At 55.1% G+C, this 21,045-nt stretch carries 16 protein-coding genes; 7 read left to right on the forward strand and 9 right to left on the reverse strand.

The genetic code is table 11. From position 1 onward, the window contains the following. Positions 1 to 10 precede the first annotated feature (10 nt). Entirely contained in the window at positions 11 to 643 is a 633-nt protein-coding gene (locus SH467x_RS17115; RefSeq protein WP_482368316.1) for a LuxR C-terminal-related transcriptional regulator, read from the reverse strand. Between the two features lie 71 nt (positions 644 to 714). Beyond that, positions 715 to 1,845, reverse strand: coding sequence for an alpha/beta hydrolase family protein (locus SH467x_RS17120; protein WP_482368317.1), 1,131 nt, complete (start codon positions 1,843 to 1,845; stop codon positions 715 to 717). 166 nt (positions 1,846 to 2,011) lie between these two features. Between SH467x_RS17120 and SH467x_RS17125 the strand changes: the two genes are divergently transcribed. Both SH467x_RS17125 and SH467x_RS17130 read left to right on the forward strand, forming a co-directional pair. Next, on the forward strand, positions 2,012 to 2,587 hold the full coding sequence (locus SH467x_RS17125) for a class II aldolase/adducin head domain-containing protein (RefSeq protein WP_482368318.1): 576 nt from the start codon (positions 2,012 to 2,014) through the stop codon (positions 2,585 to 2,587). Positions 2,588 to 2,842: 255 nt separating this feature from the next. Beyond that, positions 2,843 to 4,384 (forward strand): Mur ligase family protein, encoded by a 1,542-nt coding sequence (locus tag SH467x_RS17130; protein WP_482368319.1) that lies wholly within the window; start codon positions 2,843 to 2,845, stop codon positions 4,382 to 4,384. A 75-nt stretch (positions 4,385 to 4,459) separates the two neighbouring features. Here SH467x_RS17130 and gatB read toward each other — a convergent pair whose 3' ends face one another. Continuing rightward, positions 4,460 to 5,944, reverse strand: a complete 1,485-nt coding sequence (gene gatB / locus SH467x_RS17135; RefSeq protein WP_482368320.1) for an Asp-tRNA(Asn)/Glu-tRNA(Gln) amidotransferase subunit GatB — start codon at positions 5,942 to 5,944, stop codon at positions 4,460 to 4,462. Between the two features lie 420 nt (positions 5,945 to 6,364). Between gatB and SH467x_RS17140 the strand changes: the two genes are divergently transcribed. Together SH467x_RS17140 and SH467x_RS17145 are read left to right on the forward strand one after the other, a co-directional pair. Then, the gene (locus tag SH467x_RS17140) at positions 6,365 to 7,450 is read left to right on the forward strand and encodes a hypothetical protein (RefSeq protein ID WP_482368321.1); all 1,086 of its coding nucleotides are present in this window, start codon (positions 6,365 to 6,367) and stop codon (positions 7,448 to 7,450) included. Between the two features lie 808 nt (positions 7,451 to 8,258). Further along, positions 8,259 to 9,986, forward strand: a complete 1,728-nt coding sequence (locus tag SH467x_RS17145; RefSeq protein ID WP_482368322.1) for an ATP-binding protein — start codon at positions 8,259 to 8,261, stop codon at positions 9,984 to 9,986. Between the two features lie 31 nt (positions 9,987 to 10,017). Here SH467x_RS17145 and SH467x_RS17150 read toward each other — a convergent pair whose 3' ends face one another. Beyond that, on the reverse strand, positions 10,018 to 11,214 hold the full coding sequence (locus tag SH467x_RS17150) for an amino acid aminotransferase (RefSeq protein WP_482368323.1): 1,197 nt from the start codon (positions 11,212 to 11,214) through the stop codon (positions 10,018 to 10,020). Positions 11,215 to 11,532: 318 nt separating this feature from the next. On the opposite strand from SH467x_RS17150, the gene dnaG reads away from it, so the two are divergent. Together dnaG and SH467x_RS17160 are read left to right on the forward strand one after the other, a co-directional pair. After that, on the forward strand, positions 11,533 to 13,503 hold the full coding sequence (gene dnaG, locus SH467x_RS17155) for a DNA primase (protein WP_482368324.1): 1,971 nt from the start codon (positions 11,533 to 11,535) through the stop codon (positions 13,501 to 13,503). An 86-nt stretch (positions 13,504 to 13,589) separates the two neighbouring features. Next, positions 13,590 to 15,221: a sigma-70 family RNA polymerase sigma factor gene (locus SH467x_RS17160; protein ID WP_482368325.1), complete on the forward strand. Its 1,632-nt coding sequence runs from the start codon at positions 13,590 to 13,592 to the stop codon at positions 15,219 to 15,221. A gap of 61 nt (positions 15,222 to 15,282) precedes the next feature. On the opposite strand, the gene SH467x_RS17165 is transcribed toward SH467x_RS17160, so the two are convergent. The 4 genes from SH467x_RS17165 to SH467x_RS17180 all read right to left on the reverse strand — a co-directional run bounded on the left by SH467x_RS17165 (position 15,283) and on the right by SH467x_RS17180 (position 18,586). Then, positions 15,283 to 16,659 (reverse strand): hypothetical protein, encoded by a 1,377-nt coding sequence (locus SH467x_RS17165; protein WP_482368326.1) that lies wholly within the window; start codon positions 16,657 to 16,659, stop codon positions 15,283 to 15,285. A 34-nt stretch (positions 16,660 to 16,693) separates the two neighbouring features. Beyond that, positions 16,694 to 17,536 (reverse strand): histone deacetylase family protein, encoded by an 843-nt coding sequence (locus SH467x_RS17170; protein ID WP_482368327.1) that lies wholly within the window; start codon positions 17,534 to 17,536, stop codon positions 16,694 to 16,696. Between the two features lie 104 nt (positions 17,537 to 17,640). After that, positions 17,641 to 18,120, reverse strand: a complete 480-nt coding sequence (locus SH467x_RS17175; protein WP_482368328.1) for a 6-pyruvoyl trahydropterin synthase family protein — start codon at positions 18,118 to 18,120, stop codon at positions 17,641 to 17,643. Between the two features lie 46 nt (positions 18,121 to 18,166). Further along, a complete protein-coding gene (locus tag SH467x_RS17180) occupies positions 18,167 to 18,586 on the reverse strand; it encodes a nucleotide pyrophosphohydrolase (protein WP_482368329.1) in 420 nt (139 codons plus the stop codon). Between the two features lie 200 nt (positions 18,587 to 18,786). On the opposite strand from SH467x_RS17180, the gene rpoN reads away from it, so the two are divergent. Further along, complete coding sequence (gene rpoN, locus SH467x_RS17185; protein WP_482368330.1) at positions 18,787 to 20,277, forward strand: RNA polymerase factor sigma-54; 1,491 nt, start codon at positions 18,787 to 18,789, stop codon at positions 20,275 to 20,277. On the opposite strand, the gene SH467x_RS17190 is transcribed toward rpoN, so the two are convergent. Next, positions 20,274 to 20,825: a hypothetical protein gene (locus SH467x_RS17190; protein ID WP_482368331.1), complete on the reverse strand. Its 552-nt coding sequence runs from the start codon at positions 20,823 to 20,825 to the stop codon at positions 20,274 to 20,276. The two genes, rpoN and SH467x_RS17190, sit on opposite strands and share 4 nt — an antisense overlap. Positions 20,826 to 21,045 lie beyond the last annotated feature (220 nt).

The following is a 21,045-nucleotide window of genomic DNA, read 5'->3' on the forward strand; positions in this document are numbered from 1 at the left end:
GACGGAACGGCTAGACAAGATTCTGTCGTACGGCCCAGATGGCGGCTTGGGTTCGATCTCCAGCACCTACTTTTCGAAAGAGGTGCTGGATGTGTTCCTTCACCGTTTCGAAACTGATCCCGAGGGCTTGGGCGATTTCCCGATTCGAGCAGCCGGCCGCGATCTTTTTCAGCACCTCCGCTTCGCGGGCAGTGATCGGCACATCGGTTTCGACGATGGCCTTCGCAGTTCCGAGTCCACAGCTCATCCGTTTGAGTTCGTCTTTGGTCCAAAGGGATTCACCGGAAGCAGCCGACCGAATGGCGGTCAGGAGCTGGTCAGGGGAGGTGGTTTTTGGGATAAGTCCGTTCGCTCCGATCGAATAGATGCGAGCGATATGCGTAGCGTTTTCCGTGTTGGTGAGAAACAGAATATTCTGTCGGGTTTGTTCGAGCTTCAGTTTCGCCAGCCAAGGAAGTAAGTCCTCTTTGCCGACTCGAACATCGGTCATGATCAGATCGAATTGGGAGATCGCGACATGGGACTGGGCTTCGCTGAGCGATGTTGCTTCGGCCGCGACAACGATGTCGGTCTCCGAAACGGTTTCTCGGATTCCGAGCCGAGTGACTTCATGGGCATTGATCAGCAGTATTTGGATAGGCATAGTGGCCGATTAGATGGGCGGTGGGACAGGACAAGACCTAACGGACTTGGTCGAGTGTATCGGCCATCGCCCTATTCCGCCAAGTAGGTTTCGAGCCATTCGATGGTTCTTTCTAGGCTCGATTCTGGGACAGCATGCCCGAGACCGTGATTGAAAAGACCTAGTCGTTTCTCCGCTTGGAAGGCCTTGTAAGCGGGCTTGGCCGCAGCCAAATAGGGGACGCTTTCCACTCCATCCGAGGCGTTTCCACCGATGACGAGGAAAGGTCTGGGGGCGATGCAGGCGACCAGTTGATGATGATCGCGAGGGAAGCCTGGGTTTTTGCACGGTGCCCCGAGATACCAATCCGCTTCCCAGTTCGACTGCGCGATGCCGATGCCACCTTCGCTACTTACCGAAGCTCGAATCCGTTCATCGAAAGATGCGAGGTAGAGGACCTCTTTGGCCCCGAGAGAATGGCCGACGGCTCCGATCCGTTTGGGATCGACACCTTCGATCGATAGGAGGGCATCAACCGCTCGGATGGAATCATAAAGCATGCGAGCCATCCCTTTCTTTTCCTGATTGCGACTAAGAAATTGCTTTGCTTCGCCGACCGCATCCAATTTGGTGTTGTGAATCCAGAGGTAATTGCGTGGGGAGAGAGTGATGAAGCCACGACGTGCCAAGTGGAGCGCGTAGGCTTTGCGAAGCTCATCCTCGGTTGGGGGATTCGATTTGTTGGGATCCCCCAGTCCGACGCATTGCCTAATCGAATGTTGAACGGTGGAATGGAAAATGACCACGGCGGGACTGAACGATGGGAGGTCTTCGCGAGAAAGGATATAAGCCTCGACGAATTGCCCTGGTTCGGTTTCGTAGCGGACAAGGCGTCGCAAAAGGCCTTCGTCGACCCGCTCGGATTCCAGAACCTCCATCGAGGGTGGGGTGCGCGAGTCAGGAAGGTCGAATGCCCCTAGATATTGTTGCCAATCGCGAAGCGTACGATCGCGGAAATCACGATGCGCTTCCTCGGAATCCAGTTTCGGGATTGGTGCGAGTGTGGGAAGGGCCTTTTTGCTAAGGCCATTGGCATTGGTCTCGGTGAGTTGAACGTCCTGTAGCCAGGGAACGTCTTGAGCTCGCCCGTCACTTGAAAGGAACGAAGCAATCACAAGCCCGAGAGGAGCGAATGGGCGTAAGGCTTTTCTCGATAGTCGCATCTCGTTATCTTTCCGAGTAGGTTGGATTGGGAGTGGGTGGCAGGAAGGTGGGTTCGATTGCTAATTCGGGGGGGGAATGCGGTACTTTACCGAAGCATTCTAACCTAGCGAGGGGGAAACGTTGGAGCGTGTTGTTTTTAAGATAGGAGGATCGGTCCTATTTTCCATGACGTCGCTTGCCGAACAAGTTGGTGCTCTGATGAACGAAATCGGGAGAGCACAAGTCTTTGTCATTGTCGGTGGTGGAGAGGTCGTGGAAGCGATGCGTCCATTGCATCGACAGAGACCTGAGATCGATCATCGTTGGATGCATTGGGAATGCGTGCGTCTCCTGGACACTACGTTTGCGATCGCTGCACAGTTGAACCCTGCATGGCAAGCGGTCGCTTCGTCGGTTGAGCTGGAGGCCGTGTTGGACCAGGACGTATCGGGGATCTACTTGGTTCGCGTCGGTTCTTATTACAACCCCGACGCGATGGGTCGGGTGCCGATCGAGATGAGGCCCGCGGAATCTTGGGATACGACAACCGACGCTTTGGGATGGTATTTAGGTTGGTGCGTCGACGCGAAGGAGATTTGGTTGCTCAAGAGTTGTCCGTGGCGAGACGAAGCGTTATTGACGCAGGAGCAACTCGAGAAGTTAGCGGAGGAGGGAGTGGTGGATCGCGAGCTGCCGAGGTTGGTGGCGCAAACGCCTCGGTTGGGAATTCGGATTCAAAGTGTGGTAGCGAGTAGCGAGTAGCGAGTAGCGAGTAGCGAGTAGCGAGTAGCGAGGGTGGGTTTGCTAGCGTTTATTGCGTTGGTTTTTCTTGATTTTATCGATGGTGCAGCAGGGTGTTTCGACTTGACCTCGCGTGCGACATCGATCACGTTGAGCATGTTGCGGTTGGAGGGGAACCCAGTCCCTGACAACGATCGAAACTCCAGGATGGAGCCATTCGGTCCAGCAGCTTTGGAATGAATTACGGACATTGAATTTGGGCAAGGAGGCCTTTCTATGAGTCGTTGCGCACCCAGCCGTGGTATTTCGCTTCGTGAGGTGTTTCCTCATGCTCAGATCTTGGGCGCTTCTGATGTGCAGTGTGGATCTTGTCATGCGGATGCAGAGACAATGCAGCCCGGCGGAGTATTATTCGCAGGCGCTGGGGACTCGCTCGATTTGGCTCGCGAGGTACTGGAAGCCGTCTCGCGGGGAGCGTCGGCGATCGTAACCGAGCAATTTCTTCCTTCTCCCATTCCTCAGTGCATTGTTTCGGATGTTCACGATGCACTCTCATTCGCGGCCAATGCGGTAGCAGACCATCCGAGTCGGAAGGTGTTGACCATCGGGGTCGTCGGCACCCATGGCAAGACGACCGCTGCCTTGCTCACCGCTTCCATGCTCAAACATGTTGGGAATCGGGTTGGGTATCACTGCACGTTAGGTGGAAGCAACGGAGCGGAGACGGGGATGAGGTGCGTTGCCAATGCCAGCGCGCTCGACCTAGCTCAGTTCGCAGCCGAGTCGGTGGAAAACGGATGCCCCGCGATGGTCGTCGAGATCACCGACGAGATGTTGCTTTCTCGCGCCACGTCCGGTTGGGAGTTCGACGTATTGCTTTTTACCAGCTTGCGCAAGAGTCAGCGGCTCGACAAGCTTCGATCGCGCGGAGTAGAGAATGCGTTCCAGCGATTGATGGGACAAATCAAGAAGCATGGCGTGCTCGTCTACAACGCGGACGACGCGCGTCTGCATCGTTGGATCGAGCGATATCAGCCGCATGCGATTGGATATGGACTGGACGCCGCGTGCGATGTCATGGGCAAACGGAAGGAGCGAGGGCCGAACCATCAATCCTTGATGATCCAGATGGGGCGTTCGATCGCCCCGGTCAGTACGAAATTGTTGGGGGATCCGAGCGCACGGCACATACTTGGGGCTGCGGCAATCGGATATGCCTTTGGATTGGACGTCGATGAAATCATCGGTGGTATCGAACGGCTGCAGCGCATTCCAGGACGAATGCAATGCGTACCGAGTCACCATCGACGCGTCACCATCGACTTGGCCGATCAAGCGGACCGCTTGGCTGTTTCCATGCACAGTCTTTCGCGTCATAGCGACGCACCGATCGTTTGCGTGGCGGAAGTTCCCGAGGGAGCTACGGCCGAGCAGTTGATGGCCTATGGAAAGGTTTTGGAACGCGTTGCGTCGAAGGTGATTCTCACCCAATCGCGTGAATCGACCCTTAGTGGGCAGCGATCCCTTTGGCATGTTCTCGACGGATGCGATGCACCTGCGTCGATCGAAGTCGTTCCAAACCGCGAAACGGCCATCGAATTGGCGATTCGCGCCAGCAAACCGACCGATCAAATCTTGTTAGCTGGTTGGGGATCGGGGCGATGGACAACCAATCGCTGCGAGGAGTCGAAGTCGGACATCGACGTTGCCGAGCGAGTCCTGCGAGAGTTCGGGGATGATCGCGATCCAACGCCGGCGGGAGTTGTTTCCAAAGAGGCAGCCGACAGGCCTGCGCTCAAAATCTACGATGCTGCATAGGTCGTCGAGGTGGATTTTAAGCGGATATAAAAGAAATCGCCACGAGCCCCACGAGCGTTACGAGCTTTACGAGGGCTAGTGGTATTCGGATTCGATCAACTTGAGGCAGGTTTCTTGGACTTGCCTCGGATCCGCGTTCTTGTTTTTCTTGCGAGCTTGCCCGATCAAGGCCGAGATGGCTTTCGCATTCCCCGATTTGACCTTCGCAATTACGTCGGGGTTTTCGTTCAAGAGTTCTCGGCAAAGAGACTCCAATTCGCTCGCATCGACCGCTACGACACCGTGAGCTTGGATAAGGGGCTCGACCGGTTGCTCCGGTGCATCGAGAAGTTTTGCAAACACTTCGCGAGCTCGGGCCGTGTCGAGGGTTCCTTTTTCGATGGCGACCAGGATGAGTGTCAAAGCGGAGGCTGGAATTGGGAAGTCAGAGACAGTGATCGCGCGATCGTTCAGGATCCGTAGAACGTCTTGCAGCATCCACGCGATCGCTCGTTTCGGGGTCGCCCCTGCGTCGACCATTGCGAGAAAGAACTCGACCGCATCTCGGCCTTGCTGAATGAGAATCTCCGCGTCGGCAGCTCGAAGTTCGAGGGAGCCGACTAGCTTTTCGCGAGCCGAGCGAGGAGTGATTGAGGCGGCGGGTTGTTCGCGATCGATATCCTCGTCGGAGATCAGAACGGGGACGAGATCGGGGCAGGGAAAGTATCGATAGTCCGCCGAGTCCTCTTTCTCACGCTGCATTTCGGTAACGCCGGCATCGTCATCCCAGCCGCGCGTCTGTTTGGGGGCTTCGCCAATCGTTTTCCCATCGGCGAGGAATTGCTCGAATTGTCGTTGGCTTTCGAATTGGATCGCACGCTCGACGGATCGGAAGCTGTTTAGGTTTTTGATTTCCACGATGGGAGTCGCAACCCATTTTCCATCCCGTTCGATGTGTAGATTGACGTTGGCATCAGCGCGGAGCGAACCTTCCTGCATGTTTCCATCGGTGATTCCAAGATACATCATCAGGAGACGCATTTCGACGAGATAGTTCTTCGCTTCCTCCGCGCTTCGGAGATCGGGTTCTGAAACGATTTCTAAGAGGGGAGTTCCGGCGCGGTTGAGATCGATTCTCGTGTCCGCTTTGCCGGCTACCTCATCGTGTAGGCTCTTGCCAGCGTCTTCTTCCAAGTGCGCGCGAAGGATGCGAATTTTTTTCAGGCAAGGAGCGCCTAAATCGTCGAGCGATTCGATCTCCAGGTAACCGGGGCCGCAGATGGGCAAGTCGAATTGGCTGGTTTGGTAGCCTTTGGGGAGATCGGGATAGAAATAGTTCTTACGGTCCCATTTCGTGAATCGCGCGATTTCCGAGTGAAGACCGATACCGGCGCGGAGAGCGAATCGGATCGCGGTATCGTTCAAGACCGGGAGGGAGCCGGGGAGGCCGAGGCAAACCGGGCAGACTTGGGTGTTTGGCGAAGCTCCAAAGTCGGTGCGGCATCGACAGAACAGCTTCGTCGCTGTCTTCAATTGGACATGGACTTCAAGTCCAATCACGGTTCGGTAAAGATGTGACATCTGGGGAATGCAAACGGGCTCGGTCTGGATGAATTAGGAAAGATGGACGATATAGCTTATCGCCCTAGCGATCAACCCCCTGCCATTTTGGAGTTCGATCGATCGCTTCGTTGCAAATAGAGACACAATTCGTTGTCTTTTGGTAAGCCATTGTTAGTATTTCCATGCACGTGAAGCGAGTGCTTGGAAAGATTTAACGCTTGGGAAAAACAGCGAAGTCCAAACACGCGATCTTGAACAATTTGGATGCTACCTTCCAGGATGGAACGGCAATTGCAACGGGAACGATAAGCAGGCTTATTCCGGTTGCAGAGAGTGTCGGATGTGCAGGGATCCTCAGGATTGATCCAACACACTAGTTCGAAGCGACGGCTGGGGCGCGGATGGCTGCGTCAGGCTGATCGTCAAGGAGGGCATGGTATGAAACGCGTCGTTCACAATACGGTTGCACGGGTTCAGTCGGTTGTTCTGTCGTTTGTGGTGATGTGGCTGTTGACCGGAACGCATCCGGTTTGGGGCCAAGTCGCCTTTGATGTGAATCCCGTCGTCGCAGCTCGGGAGCTCGGGCAGATCGGGATTATGGGGCAGCTTCCCAATTCGAGAATGGTAGAAGTCCAGCTCGACGTCTCGGCATTATTTACGCCGGGCGATTCCTCGCGTGTGACGGAGTACACTGTTAAGATGGTGAGTCGTCACGAGGATGTTCAAGTCGCGGACTATTCGCCGCGGACCGAGTTGCAAAGCGAGGTCTTAGGGCCGATGCAAATCACACAAGACTCCGATCGAGTCCGTGAAGGGGCGATTCGCGGGGTGGGAGGCTATCCAGGGGCGGGAACCATCCAGGGGTACGCTTATGGGCACGATAATTCCCACGAGACTGTCGTTTATGCGAAGAAGCCTGCGATGGAATTGTCGACGGCGTCGGGGACATTAGATCGACGACGAGGCGTTTACTTCAAGGTCAAGCAATCGTCCCAAAGCACGCTCGAAGGAGCGCGTCCGTTTCGAATTGTTTTTGAAGTTCCTTCGTCATGGCGTGCGGACTTGCTGGACGTCACGATCGAAGCGGTAGGACTGGATACTCCTTCATCGAAGCGTCCGCGGGTTTTGTCCGTCCAGCAGTTTGTCGTGGCCCTGTATCAAGAGTACGACGAGCATGCTGCGGGCGCGGCAACTCAGTATGCGAGACAACAACAACGCCTTGCATCATACGCTCGCATGTATGCCAGCGCGATTGAGCAGAAGAGTTTCCCGACCCCGCTTCACAAGTTGGGTGCGAAGCTAGATATCTACGAGCCAAACATTCCACAGAACTGGTATGCGTCCCTCGTCTATCGATCAGGGAGCACTCACAACATGTTCAAGCTGTCGCATCTACCGGTGGACCTTCGGGTTGCCATTTTGAATTATTTAGATCAAAAGAGTTTGCTCGAAGCCATGTCCGGTTGCTGCCAAGAGGTTCCGCAAATGGCGACCGCGGCAGGTTTCAATGTCGTGAATCGTTAAAGGGCGAGGGGAATGGCGCGCCAAGGCGCTAGGCTCGCAAAGGGAAGATTTCGGTGAGTGTGAATTAAGGGGACGGACGCTGTTTGTTTCCTACAAATTGACACTTTTCCCTATCCCATGCGGATCGAGTCCTCGAGACCTCGAGTCTACGAGCGTCTTCACTCCCCATCCCATTCTCCCATTGCGAGCGTTGCGCCGTTGCGAGAAACTTCTTCGATTCTGAAGACGGGGAATGGCGCGCCAAGGCGCAAGGCTCGCAAAGGGAAGATTTCGGTGAGTGTGAATTAAGGGGGCGGACGCTGTTTGTTTCCTACAACTTGACACTTTTCCCTATCCCATGCGGATCGAGTCCTCGAGACCTTCACTCCACGATCGTCTTCACTCCCCATCCCATTCTCCCATTGCGAGCGTTGCGCCGTTGCGAGAAACTTCTTCGATTCTGAAGACGGGGAATGGCGCGCCAAGGCGCCGCGCTCGCAAAGGGAAGAGGTGGGTGAGATGGAAGTAAGGGGGCGGATGCTTCTTGATTTTTACACTTTGACTCTTTGCCTGATTCCGAGCGGAGCGAGACCATCACTCCACGATCGTCTTCACTATCCATCCCTTTCCTCCGTTGCGAGCGTTGCGCCGTTGCGAGAAACTTCTTCCGTTCTGAAGAATACGAGAAAAAAAGGCTCGTTAAGCTTGCGAGGGGAAGATGAGGTATCATGGCGGGGGTTGATGGGGACGATTCAGCCGATTGAAGCAAGGGCGGTCTCCTGGAGTATTCTTGCAAGCATCACACGCAAGCATTAGATCGAAGAGCAGCATGGCGGTCATTACGGTCGTTCGAGGAGTTCGCGCGGGGCATCAATTCACGCTCCAGGAGGGAGTCAAACGCATTGGTCGTGACAGTCAGTGCGAGATTCACCTCAGCGACTCCGAAACCTCGCGCCATCACGCGGTGATTGAGTTTCGGGAGGGGCAGTATTGGATTCGTGATCTGGGGAGTAGCAACGGAACGTTTGTGAACGATCAACGGGTCAGTGAAAGCAAGCTGACCAGTGGCGATCGGATTCAAATCGGCAAGCAGATGTTGTTATTTGTGCGCAAGATTCGCAGATCTAAGATTTTGGACGGAGAGGTCGCGATTGTCCCCCCTTCGGTGGAAGATGCTTCTCAGATCGTAGGCCGGCTTCTCGCGGACGCACCGCTCGCCGATCAAACCGCGGATTGGAATGCCGAGGGATCGTCCAATGAAATCTTGCCAGGTCCTCCATCGCCGGGCAACGATGCCACGTCCCGTAGTTTGTGGGAGATCATGTATCGCACATCGCTCGCGGTGAGCAGGACGATGGATATCGACCAGTTGTTGCATCAGATTTTGGAATTGATTTTCCAGTGGGTGCAATGCGATCGCGGGTGCATCATGTTGCTCGATAGCGATTCCGGAGAGTTGCGACCAAGTTGTCGCAAGAATCGGCGGTCTGGGATTTCGTCCCGGATGGCGATCAGCAAGACGATTTTGGAATACGTGACCAAGCATGGCGAAGGGGTATTGACCAGCGATGCTTGCGAAGACGACCGCTGGAATCCAAGTGTTAGCATTTCCGCGGGCGGGATTCGCGAGGCAATATGTGTTCCCATGAAGGGCCGCTACGGTGTGGTCGGAATTATCTATATCGACACGACGACTTCGGCGGGCAAGTACGCGTCGCGGACAGACCGCGTTTTTCATGAAGAGCATTTGAAATTGTTGGTTGCCATTGGGCATCAAGCGGCGTTGGCGATCGAGGATACGCACTTCTATCAGAACATGGTCCAGGCCGAGCGGCTGGCGGTAATGGGGCAAACGATTGCGACCCTTTCGCATCACATCAAGAACATTGTGCAGGGGCTCAAGGGCGGGAGTTACTTGGTCGACGAGGGGGTCAAGCGAGAGGATTTGTCGACCATCTTGAAAGGGTGGCGCATCTGTGGGCGGAACCACGGACGTATCGAATCCTTGGTCATGGACATGCTCACGATGAGCAAGGATCGGGTGCCGGTCCGGGAGCAGGTCGATTTGCGTGAGTTGCTCGATGACGTCGCCGAGTTAGCGCGATCGACGGCTGTCGATTCGGGGACCGAGGTTTCTTGGGAGCGTCCGGAGACAGACGTCCGGATGATGTTGGACTCCGAAGCCATTCATCGGAGTATTCTCAATTTGGTGAGCAATGCCATCGATGCTTGCAAAGAAAAAGAGAGGGGGCGTGTGCAGCTAGCTCTCCAATCCGACGCAGATAAAGTCGCCGTTCTGGTGACCGACAATGGAGTCGGTATTCCTGAAAGTGATTTAGAGCGGATCTTTTCGATGTTTGAATCGAACAAGGGGAGCCGTGGCACCGGGCTTGGGTTGCCCGTGAGTCTTAAGATTGCTCACGAGCACGGTGGGACCATACATGTGCGATCGCAGGTTGGGGAAGGGACGACATTTGAATTCGTGCTTCCCCGAAATGATGCGAATGCACCGTCGTCGGACTCGCCCCACGAATTGAGGAAGACCATCGCCGAGTGATGGGTCGGGGGCGATTACACTTGCGGTTCCGCTATCGTGTCGCGCGAAGGCAATCCGCGATTGCGTTGCACAGGGTGTCCATCGTTTGGGGGGCCATGCCGGCGACATTGATACGTCCGGTGCCGACGATATAGATCGCCCGCTCGCTCTTGAGCCAATCCGCTTGCATGTTGTTGAGGCCGCTGTAGGAGAACATACCCTTTTGGCTCGCGAGGAACGAGAAGTCACGGTCGATTCCCGTCTTCTTCATTCCGTCTATGAACATCGTTCTCATTTGCGAGATGCGATCACGCATGCCATTGACCTCCGCGACCCACTCGGTGCGAAGGGCTGGATCGGAGAGGATGGTAGCGACGGTGGAAGCGCCGTGGCGTGGCGGATTGCTGTAGTTGCAGCGGATCGCCTGACGGATTTGGCTCAAAGCGGCTTCGGTTTTGGATGGCTCGGACCCGACGAGCATGACTGCTCCGACTCGTTCGGAGTAGAGACCGAAGTTCTTGGAAAAGGAACTGCAGACGATAGCTTCCGGGTTCTTCTTCAGCAACATGTGCAGGGGCTTCGCGTCATCCTCTAGGCCATCGCCGAAGCCTTGGTAGGCGAAGTCGACGAAGGGGATCATCCCTTTGCGAGCGAGCAAGTCTGCGATTTGTTCCCACTGCGCGAGAGTCGGGTCGATGCCGGTTGGGTTGTGGCAGCATGCGTGGAGGCATACCAGATCGCCGCGTCGACCGTTCGTCTCCAGGTCTTGGGTCAGGGCAGCGAAGTCGAGCGAGGTCTTGTCGGAGGAAAGGTATGAATAGACGACCGTTTCCAGCCCAGCGGCTTGGAAGATGGAACCGTGGTTGGCCCAGGTTGGGTTGCTAAGCCAGATTCGAGTTCCGGGGAAATGTTTTGCCACGGTATCGGCACCGACGCGGAGGGCCCCTGTTCCGCCAGGGGTTTGGGCTGCGGCTACCCGTGCATGGTCCAATTCCGATCCGAAGACCAGATCGACGACACCTCGAAGGTATTCGGTGTGGCCTTCAATGGGCATGTAGCCTTTGGTGTTTTCCGTGTTGAGAAGCTTCACCTCGGCCTTTTTCACGGTTGCCAAGATCGGGGTCGCGCCATCTTCGGTTTTGTAGACACCGACGGTGAGATTGATTTTGCCTGGGCGCGGATCCTTGGCGAAGGCATCGGCGAGTCCGAGGATAGAATCAGGAGGAGCGATTGGCAGGTGTTCGAACATGCTTCATCAGGTTCTGTAGTGGGAGGATCGAAGGCTTCTATTTGCGAGCAAAAAGGGTACTATGAAAATGGTTTCGTGAGGAGTGCGTAATCTTTACGAATTGTAGAAACTGATGTTGACTCGGTCATTCGAATCGCACCATACTCTTCCCCCGAGTTACGGATGACTCAATTGCCCTTGCGTCGCCGACCCAGAATTGCTCCGACGTCCGCAACGTCGAGGCTGGGCGAAAGCAACGGGCACAGGCCCCGCACCTGGAAGAGACACGCGAATCGAGCTTGTTGCATAGCAATCGAGTTGGTTTGCTAGGAGATACCAGTGTCCTTCGCGATAGACAACGAAGTCAAAGACAGAGTTCGCCTATCGGTCAACATTGTTGACTTGATCAGCAGCTACACGGAGCTCCGTCGGCAGGGCCGCGGGTTCGTGGCAGCTTGTCCTTTCCACGATGATCGCCGTCCGAGTCTTCAGATCAACGCGGAGCGTCAGACTTGGAAGTGTTGGGTTTGCGACATCGGGGGAGACGTCTTCAGTTGGGTGATGAAACGGGAAAACGTCGGTTTCCCGGAAGCCCTGCGTATGCTGGCTGACCGCGCAGGGATCGTGTTGGAGGAGGCCAAGGGGAAAGGGAACCGGGACGACAAGAAGCGTCTGTATGACGCGATGGCTTGGGCGGTTCAAGAGTTCCAGCAATGTTTGATGCAAGCACCCGAGGGGGCTGCGGCACGTCAGTACTTGCAAGATCGCGGGCTGTCGGACGAAAGTATTCGCAAGTTTCAGCTTGGATTTGCTCCGGAGAGCTGGTCGTGGTTGATCGATCGTGCGAGCAGTAAAGGGATTGGAGCCGATTTGCTGGAGCATGTGGGATTGGCGGCTCGGGGGGAAAGAGGATCCCGTTACGACCGATTCCGCAATCGAGCAATATTTCCAATCCGCGATGTTCAGTCCCGTCCCATTGCCGTGGGGGGGCGAGTGCTCCCGGGGGCAAGTTCGGATGTCGCCAAGTACGTGAACTGCAGCGAGACGCGGTTGTATCACAAGAGCCATCAGTTGTATGGGCTCGATTTGGCTCGCGATTCCATCGTGAAGGCGAAGCAAGCCATCGTGATGGAGGGTTACACCGACGTCATCATGTCTGCGCAGCACGGGATCAGCAATGCGGTCGCCTGCTGTGGTACGGCGCTCGGCGAGCATCAGATCAAGCTGCTCCGTCGCTATTGCGATTCGGTCGTGTTGCTGTTGGACGGAGACGAAGCAGGGCAGCGCAGAACGCGCGAGATTCTCGAGCTCTTCGTCACCGAACAAATGGATTTGCGGATCTTAACACTGCCAGATGGGCTGGACCCCTGTGACTTCTTGATGAAGCGATCGGGCGTGGAATTGCAGGAGCTCGTGAAGGGTGCGGTGGACGCGCTCGAACACAAGCTGCGGGTCGTTTGCCAAGGATTCGATCCTTTGCTCGACACGCACCGGGCGAATACCGCCTTAGAAGATGTCTTGGAGACCATGTCGCGAGTCAGCAAGGATTCCTTGCTTTCGAACGAAGCGCTGCGTCTTCGTCACGATCAGCTCATCGCTCGACTGGGACGCCAATTCGGTATCGAACCTTCGGAAATTCGCATGCGGATGGAGTCCATCCGCCGGAGTGCAGCCGAACGAGCCAAGCAGCGGCAGGAGTTTCGCCAAAACTTCGCCAAGACAGCCGCTTCGAATGAAGGAATCATCGGAGAGCGAGGTGCAAACGCTTCCGAACAAATCGCTGCACCTAGTCAAGGGAAAGCGATCGATAGCAGCGGCGCAGGTTTCGAAAACGCGGCTGCTGTTTGTCGCTATTCTGAAATGAATGCTATCGAATGCGAGTTGTTCGAAGTGATGGTTTTGTACGCCGATTTGGTTCCGATGGCGATCGAACGATTTCCCGTAGCGAACTTGAGCTGTCACACAGCAAAAAAGATTTTTCAAACCTATTTAGACTTGGAACTCGCCGGACACACGTTAGACTTTGAAAGTGTTCTCTCGGCAGTTGAAGACGCAGGAGTCAAAAGCGTCTTGGTCAGCATCGAATCGAAGGCAGCTGAAAAGTTGTCTTACTCGAAGCTGAGTCCCGAAGAGCGCCTCCACTCGCTTTGTGAACGATTGAGCGGTCAAGAAGATCGAGCTCATCGTCGTCAGCAGATAAGCATGTTGGAGAACAAACACATCGACGACAATACCGCTATCGATCTGCTTGCACAAATCGTGCAACAAGCTCGATTAAAGCATGGGTTGGTCGAGACAGATACCCCGTAAGAACCCAGCGTTGTTGACCCAAACGAAAGAACAGCGGATGTTTCTTTCGTCGACAACGAAGACCACTGTCAAAAGGAGTTGATGCCGTGGAAATGCAAGCGTTTGATTTGCAGCAATTGTTGGACCTCGGTCGTACGCAAGGATTCTTGACTTACGATCAAGTCAACAGTTATCTCCCAGACGAAGCCAATAGCGCCGACAAATTGGATCAACTTCTCTTTGCTTTGGAGCGAGCAGGGGTGGAGATCGTCGACGACGTCGAAGTCGCGGTCGCAAAGAGTGCCGCTGAGAAGGCTTCCGATAGTTCGGGTGTTTCAACGGGGCATGAGCCATCCCCTCGATTGACCAACGATCCGATTCGACTGTATTTGAGTCAAATGTGCGAAATTCCCTTGCTCACCCGCGAGCAAGAGATTTCGTTGGCCAAAAAGATTGAAATCACACGTCGCAAGTTTCGACGTGCGGTTCTTGGAAATGACTTTGCACTTCGACACACCGTCGAAATTCTCCGCAAGGTTGCGGAAGGCGCGCTTCCATTCGATCGAACCATCAAGGTTTCGTTGACTGAGCGGCTTACCAAGGATCAGATCAGCGCGAGAATGCCCCACAATCTGCGTACCCTCGATGCGTTGATCGATGAGAATCGTCACGACTTCCAAACCATTGTCCGCCGCAGCACAAGTGAAGAGGAGAAGGGAACGGCGCGCCGGCAGTACCAACGTCGCCGGCTCAAGTCGCTGGTGTTGGTGGAGGAGCTATCGCTGCGATCTCGCCGCGTGATTCCGTTGATGCGTCAATTGGAACAGTACTCGCAACGGATGGACTTTCTTCAGAACCGCATTCAGTTCCTTCGCAGCACTGGATCCAATCCCATGGAGCTCAACCGGTTTGTTTCCGAGCTCCGCCACTTGATCATGACAACGCAAGAGAGCCCTCGTTCCTTGCGAACTCGTTGTGAGGAGTTCCGCAGGAATTTCAAGGAATACGAAAACGTGAAGCGACAGCTATCCAGCGGCAACCTCCGTCTGGTCGTATCGATCGCGAAGAAGTATCGCAATCGCGGGCTGAGCTTCTTGGATCTGATACAAGAAGGCAACACGGGCTTGATGCGAGCCGTGGACAAGTATGAGTACCGTCGCGGTTTCAAATTCTCGACGTACGCGACTTGGTGGATTCGCCAGGCCATCACGCGAGCGATTTCCGATCAAGCGAGAACGATCCGGATTCCTGTTCACATGATCGATGTGCTGAGCAAGCTTCGAAATATTCAAAAGCAACTCACGCAGGAGCTTCGACGCGAGCCAACCATGTTGGAGATTTCCGAGGTCGCTCAGCTGGCTGTGGAGGAAGTTCAACGCGTATTGGACATCGGACGCAGTCCCATTAGTCTGGATCGTCCGGTAGGTGAAGGGGAAGACAACGCGTTCGGCGAGTTTCTCGAGGATCCTGCCAGCGACAACCCAGTTCGCAACGCAAGCAACGGGGTTCTTCGCGATCGTATCGATTCGTTGTTGAAGACCCTTACGTATCGCGAACGCGAAATCATTCGATTGCGGTACGGCTTGACCGACGGATATTCCTACACCCTGGAAGAAGTAGGGCGCATCTTCAAGGTGACCCGTGAGCGCGTGCGTCAGATCGAGGCCAAAGCGGTAGCCAAACTGCAAAACCCTGTTCGAGCCAAGATGCTCGAGGGTTTCTTGAAGCAAGTCGCTTAATTGTTGCTCCAGACGGGAGCCGAGCGAGAGTATAAACCAATTGATGCACCACACCCAATCGCTAACTCCGAATGGGTGTGGTGTTTTCGTTTGGACGAGAGGGGAGAAAGGGGAGCGACGCGAGTATCGCTAGGCTAGGGATGCAAACCGATCGCATCCGCATGTTGCTCCAGTAGACGGAGTGGACGAGGGTGACGCTCAGGAGGATCGACGCCATCAACCAAGCTCCTTGCCTGGCCGACGGATCATGCTTGCAAGTGCAAAGTAATCGGTAGGATCCCATCAAGGCTAGTAAGTACAAAACGCCGTACCAGATTCCGATCCCTATTTGGACCATTGTGCTGGACTGGTTGGGCCAAAGCGCCCACAGCCAACCGATTCTGATTACGCATGCCCTCGTGAATTCCACGGGACGATTGCGAATGGTATCCAAGGCGAGGGATTGAGCGAGTTTGTCCTCGAAGTGTTCACTGACTTCCCCTGCTTTTTGGATCTCCCAATTTTCGAAGAACGGGGCTTCATCCCACGAGCGAGACCAACTGGTTTGAAAGTGATCATACAAAAATGGGTTGTTCGCCAGGAGTAGGGTGTAACCGCCATGGGTCGTGGTTAGTCGAAAGACTCCGAGCTGATCTAGGTTCCGCAGGCCCCAAGGGAGCAACACAAGGAACCAACCTGTCAAACAACACGCTGCCGTTGGCACCCCGAAGCGACGGTACGAGGATTGTGCAACGTGCGTGGGACGTTCAGAGGTAATGGCTTTGAAAGTGGAGATCAGAACCAACCCCGCCAACCAGAGCAGCAGCCAAGCGATGGCGGTTGGACGGCAGAGGGACTGCAGACCGAAGAGAATTCCCAGGCCTAAGTCGAATGCGAGCTGCCACCTCACGGATGTGGAGATGGGAAGGGACGAGCGGAAGAGGATCCCGAGCATCGTCAAAACGGTGAGGAAAGTCGCCAATGTTTCGGTCATAATCAATTGCGATTGCCTTACCAAGATTGGATCGAGGGTAACCCACAATCCGGCGAATAGGCTCAGGATGATTCGCAATCGGCTCGACCGCAAAACGCTCCCCCATCGTCCCGTCCATCTGTAAAAACAAATTGCTGCTCCTAGCGAGGTGAGCGCACCGAGGCAAGCATGAAGAAGGGCGACGGAGCGGAATGGGAGTTCCGTACCAGGGGAGGACCCTGGGTGAACGAGCAACGCCAGCGTCGCGGGATACAAGGGGGGGCGAAACGCAGTGGTGCGTACTCCCGATGGATGTGTCTGTCCGAAGGTACCCGTCGTTCTCCAGGTGATCGCAAGGGCGCGATATGCGTCGGGATCATCCTGTAGGGAATCCGAAGCAAGGAAGATCGCAGAGCATCGCAACGCGAACGCAGCGATAAACAAAAGGGTGCACCAAAGTCTGAATGAGGACAAGTAAACAGGCAAGGCGAGATCCGAAAATAGGTGGCACCCGAAAGGGCTAGGAGCGAGAAAGTTGCGATGCGATCGCGATGGTCCGAGCGTGAATATCGACAATATCTTGGATGTCGAAAGCATACCCACCTGCCATTGCGATCGCGGTCGGTATTTTGCGTTCTTTGGCAAATGAGAGGACCATTTCGTCTCGTGAGGCCAGTCCCGCTTTGGTCAATTTGAGCCTTCCGAGTCGATCGTTTTCAAAAGGATCGGCACCTGCCAGGTAGATCATGAGATCGAAAGGACCCGCGGCGTCACATTGGTAGAGGGCCGATTGGAGGGCTGCGAGATAAGAGGCGTCCGTGGTGCCATCAGGGAGGTCGATATCCAGGGAGCTCGGATGTTTACGGAGTGGAAAGTTTTTCTCACCGTGAATCGAAAAGGTGAAAACGTTCGGGTCGGTTCCCAGAATGTGGGCCGTGCCGTTTCCTTGGTGGACATCGCAATCGACAACCAGAGCGCGGCCGATGGCTTGTTCGTGGATCAATGTTCGGATGGTGACGGCAGCGTCGTTGAAGACGCAGAAACCTTCGCCCGCGTCGCGCATGGCGTGGTGCGTTCCACCCGCCATGTTCACCGCGAATCCATCCGACATTGCGGCGCGCGCGGCGGCAAGGGTTGCTCCGCTGCTCCGGAGAGAACGCTCCACCATTTTATCCGACCACGGAAAGCCAATCCTTTTGATCTCTTTTTCGCTGAGAGAGCCCGCGAGAACTCGATCCACGTAGGACTCGCAGTGGGCTAGCATGAGCTGTTGCCGGGAAGCCGCGGTCGGAACGAGAAGCACGTCGGAGGCATGCTCGGGATTCGACACGACTTTATTTCGCAGCAATCGATATTTGGACATCGGGAACCGATGCCCATCTGGGAGGGGGAGTTCGAAATGGTCCGTGTAAAAGAGTTTCACAGCGGCAAGACAGCTCTAACGCGGTAATGGATTTGGGCGGGTCGTTAGCTGTCGGTCGAATCGGCGTCGAAGGAGGACATCACCAGTTCGCCGCGAGTATCGATCGCGGCTTCCGCGAACGACTCGTCCGTTTCCCAGATGCGAACGCGCGTCGCCACAGCGCCGACATCAGCGAGCAGTTGGGGGCAGACTTCCTCGAGGAGGTATCGGGCCATGTTCTCGGCCGTTGGATTGTAGGGCATAAGGAATAATCGCGAAGGTTTAACCATTTGGAGAGCCTCGATCGCGTTCTGATCTTTCTCGTAGACCAGGAAGCTGTGGTCCCAGTGCTCGTCGAGCCATCCCTTGCATTTGGATTTGAGGTGGGAGAAATCCATGACACGGCCGACCGAGTCTTGGGTTTCGCCGGATACGAAAAAATCGGCAACGTAGTTGTGGCCGTGGAAGTGCTCGCACTTCCCACCATGCTTAAACAGGCGGTGGCCGGCACAGAACTTGATCCGACGCATGATGGTGAGGCTCATTTTCAATTCCTAGGTGGAAGGGGATTGGTTTTTGGGTGTCGGAACATTATCCGCCACTGGAAAGCTTCGGATTTGACCGGTGGCGTTCTGCGTCCCGGTTGGTCTTCTTGTTCAAGTTCTTCAGGATGGCTTGGGTGAGGTCCACGTTGGTTTGATTCGCCAGGCAGACCAGAACAAAAAGAATGTCCGCCATCTCGTCGGCGAGGTCGCGATCGAGGTCGGACTTTTTGAAGCTCTGGTCGCCGTAGTTCCTGGCGATTAATCGCGCGAGTTCTCCCACCTCTTCCATGAGAACTGCCAAATTGGTCATTTCGCTGAAATAGCGGACGCCGATGGTGCGGATCCATATATCGATGCGTTGCTGCAGTTCCTGCAATGTGACCTGCGAAGAGTCTTCACCGACAGATGGGGCACCAACAGATGGGTCACCGTGCGGTGCGAAGTCGAATTGAGGTTTTGGTTCCATGTCCTATCTGCTACATCGTCCGATCTGCGACATCGCTTCCTGGGCTACCGCGACTGCCATAGGGCTCTGAGGCCATGGAGCTCGCAGCAAATTTCGTTCCGCACTTGAACTTTTTGCGGAACAAGTCTGCACTTGCGGCTGTTGAAGTGGTACAGTGTAGGGGTACAACTCCTTTTATATCAGTGGGACATAACTGAATTATGCGTCTTTCGTTCGGACTCGAAGCGCGCCAGATCCAAACGCAGAAGCTGGCTCCACGGATGATCCAGTCTATGGAGATTTTGCAATTGCCGATTCTGGCATTGCAGGAGCGGATCGAGCAGGAAATGAACGAGAATCCCATGCTCGAGGTGGAGGAGCGGGATGAGAGCTTGCCCGACGAAGAGCATGACGACACGGTCAATCCGAACGCATCGCGAACCGAGGACGAGAAGGAGTTAGTCGTTCAGGACGGTCAGTCCAACGCGGAGGATTTCGAGCGTTTGGCGAACATGGACGGGGACATGCCCGACACGTTCGACGATTTTCGGCGTTCGAGCAATCGGGTGCAGGAAGATTCGGACCGAGCGCACGATTTGATGGCCAACGCTGCCGAGCGGCCTGAGTCTCTTAACGATTACCTGCTGCACCAGCTAGCGGAGTTGGATATCGAAGAAGACGTCGAGCGGATTGCCGAGCGGATTATTTCTTGCTTGGATGCTCGCGATGGTGGTTATTTGAAGACCTCGCTGGCGGATATTCTGCCGCCGGATCACAAGCCAGCGGACGTGCAAGTGGCGGAGCGGGCGTTAGCGGTTGTGCAGTCGATGGAGCCAGCGGGAATTGCAGCTCGGACGCTTCAGGAATGTCTGCTCAACCAGATCCGTCCGGATGACTATTTGGCGGAGGAGATGCGAACGGTCATTTCCCAGCACTTGGACGATTTAGCAGAAAATCGGCTTCCGGTCATACAAAAGAAGACCGGTTATTCGTTGGAGTTAATCAAAGAGATCCGGGAGGAGTTGCATCGGTTCAATCCCAAGCCTGGTGCGGCCTTCATGGAGGTGATTGTACCGCTGGTGACGCCTGATGTGATCGTAGAGCCGAACGAAGAGGGAGTGTATACCGTTCGATTGGTAGACGATTCCTTGCCACCGCTTCGAATCAGCGAGTACTATCGGCGCAGGCTGGGGGATCCTACTGCCACCGAAGAGGAGCGTGAGTTCATCAAACGCAAGATCGGCAGCGCGCAGTGGTTGATCGAGTCAATCCAGCAGCGGCAGCGAACGTTGACGAAGGTTTCGCAGGAGATCGTCAATTACCAAAAGAGGTTTTTGGACGAAGGTCCGGAGGCGATCGAGCCGCTCAAAATGCAGCAGATCGCCGACAAAGTTGGGGTGCACGTCACCACAGTTTCCCGTGCGGTAGACGACAAATGGATTCAGACGCCTCGTGGGATTTTCCCGCTACGTCGATTCTTTGTTTTCGGAACGACTAGTGCGGACGGGGAAGACGTAGCCTATGAAACGATTCGGATGAAGCTTCAGGAGATCATCGACAAGGAAGACAAGTCGAATCCCTTGAGCGATGACGATTTGGTAGAGCAGCTTAAGAAGCACGGCCTGGGGGTCGCGCGTCGAACCATCACCAAGTATCGCAAAAAGATGGGAATTCCAAGCAGCCGTCAGCGTCGCGATTGGACGAAGACTTAAGGTTGCCAGGTTAGTTGCCACGAATCCAGTTCGGCGTCGGCGGGATGGAAACTACCAGACTCGCCATTCTTTCCTTGGTCCGAGGTGAGCCGCTCGATACGGCAGTGAATCGGTGTGGCTCCCCATTCGTAAGGGAGTGTATCGGTCAGCGGGAGGGATGCCCGCGTGATATCGTCTGTTTCTGTCGGAGATGCGTCATCGGGAGTGCTGGCCGTGTCGTGAAGCAGGATAGGCGGATGCATGGAGCGGAGGATGCACTCAACTAGGCCCGGGGAGTGCGCAAGCCATTCGATTTCCCCGGTCGCGATCCTACGAACCAGGCCTCGATCGCCGCTGATCGGTCCTTCGTAGTGCAAGTAGAGGCGGCGGTGGTCAGGTAGTTTCTGTACTACGGCACCGTTCCAATCTTTGATTGGGGCTGGAATTGCAAAGCAGAGAAGAAGGGGAGCTTCTCCTGCCGGCTTTGGAGGTTCTAAAAGCAAATCCCAGTGGTCTTGCCGTTCGTTGCCAGCTGGGTACTCGTGCCGGAGGATTACGAATTGAGTCAAAATTTTTCTCGAAATGTTTTCTGGTTGATTTCCAAGCATTCCAGGGGGAACTAATCGTCCTCCCCTGCATCCAAATCGACGTCAAACTCTGCATAACCCGCACGTTACGCAGTTTTGGCCGAGTAGTTCGCGGTCGATTCTTCCCCAAATGGCTTGATTTTTCATCGGCATGAGGGTCGGGAACTCCCCCAACAGGGGGGCAATTTACGGATGAGTGAGC

Source organism: Brakhagea slesvicensis, assembly GCF_052161625.1.
Taxonomy (GTDB): Bacteria; Planctomycetota; Planctomycetia; order Pirellulales; family Pirellulaceae; genus JBKCUI01.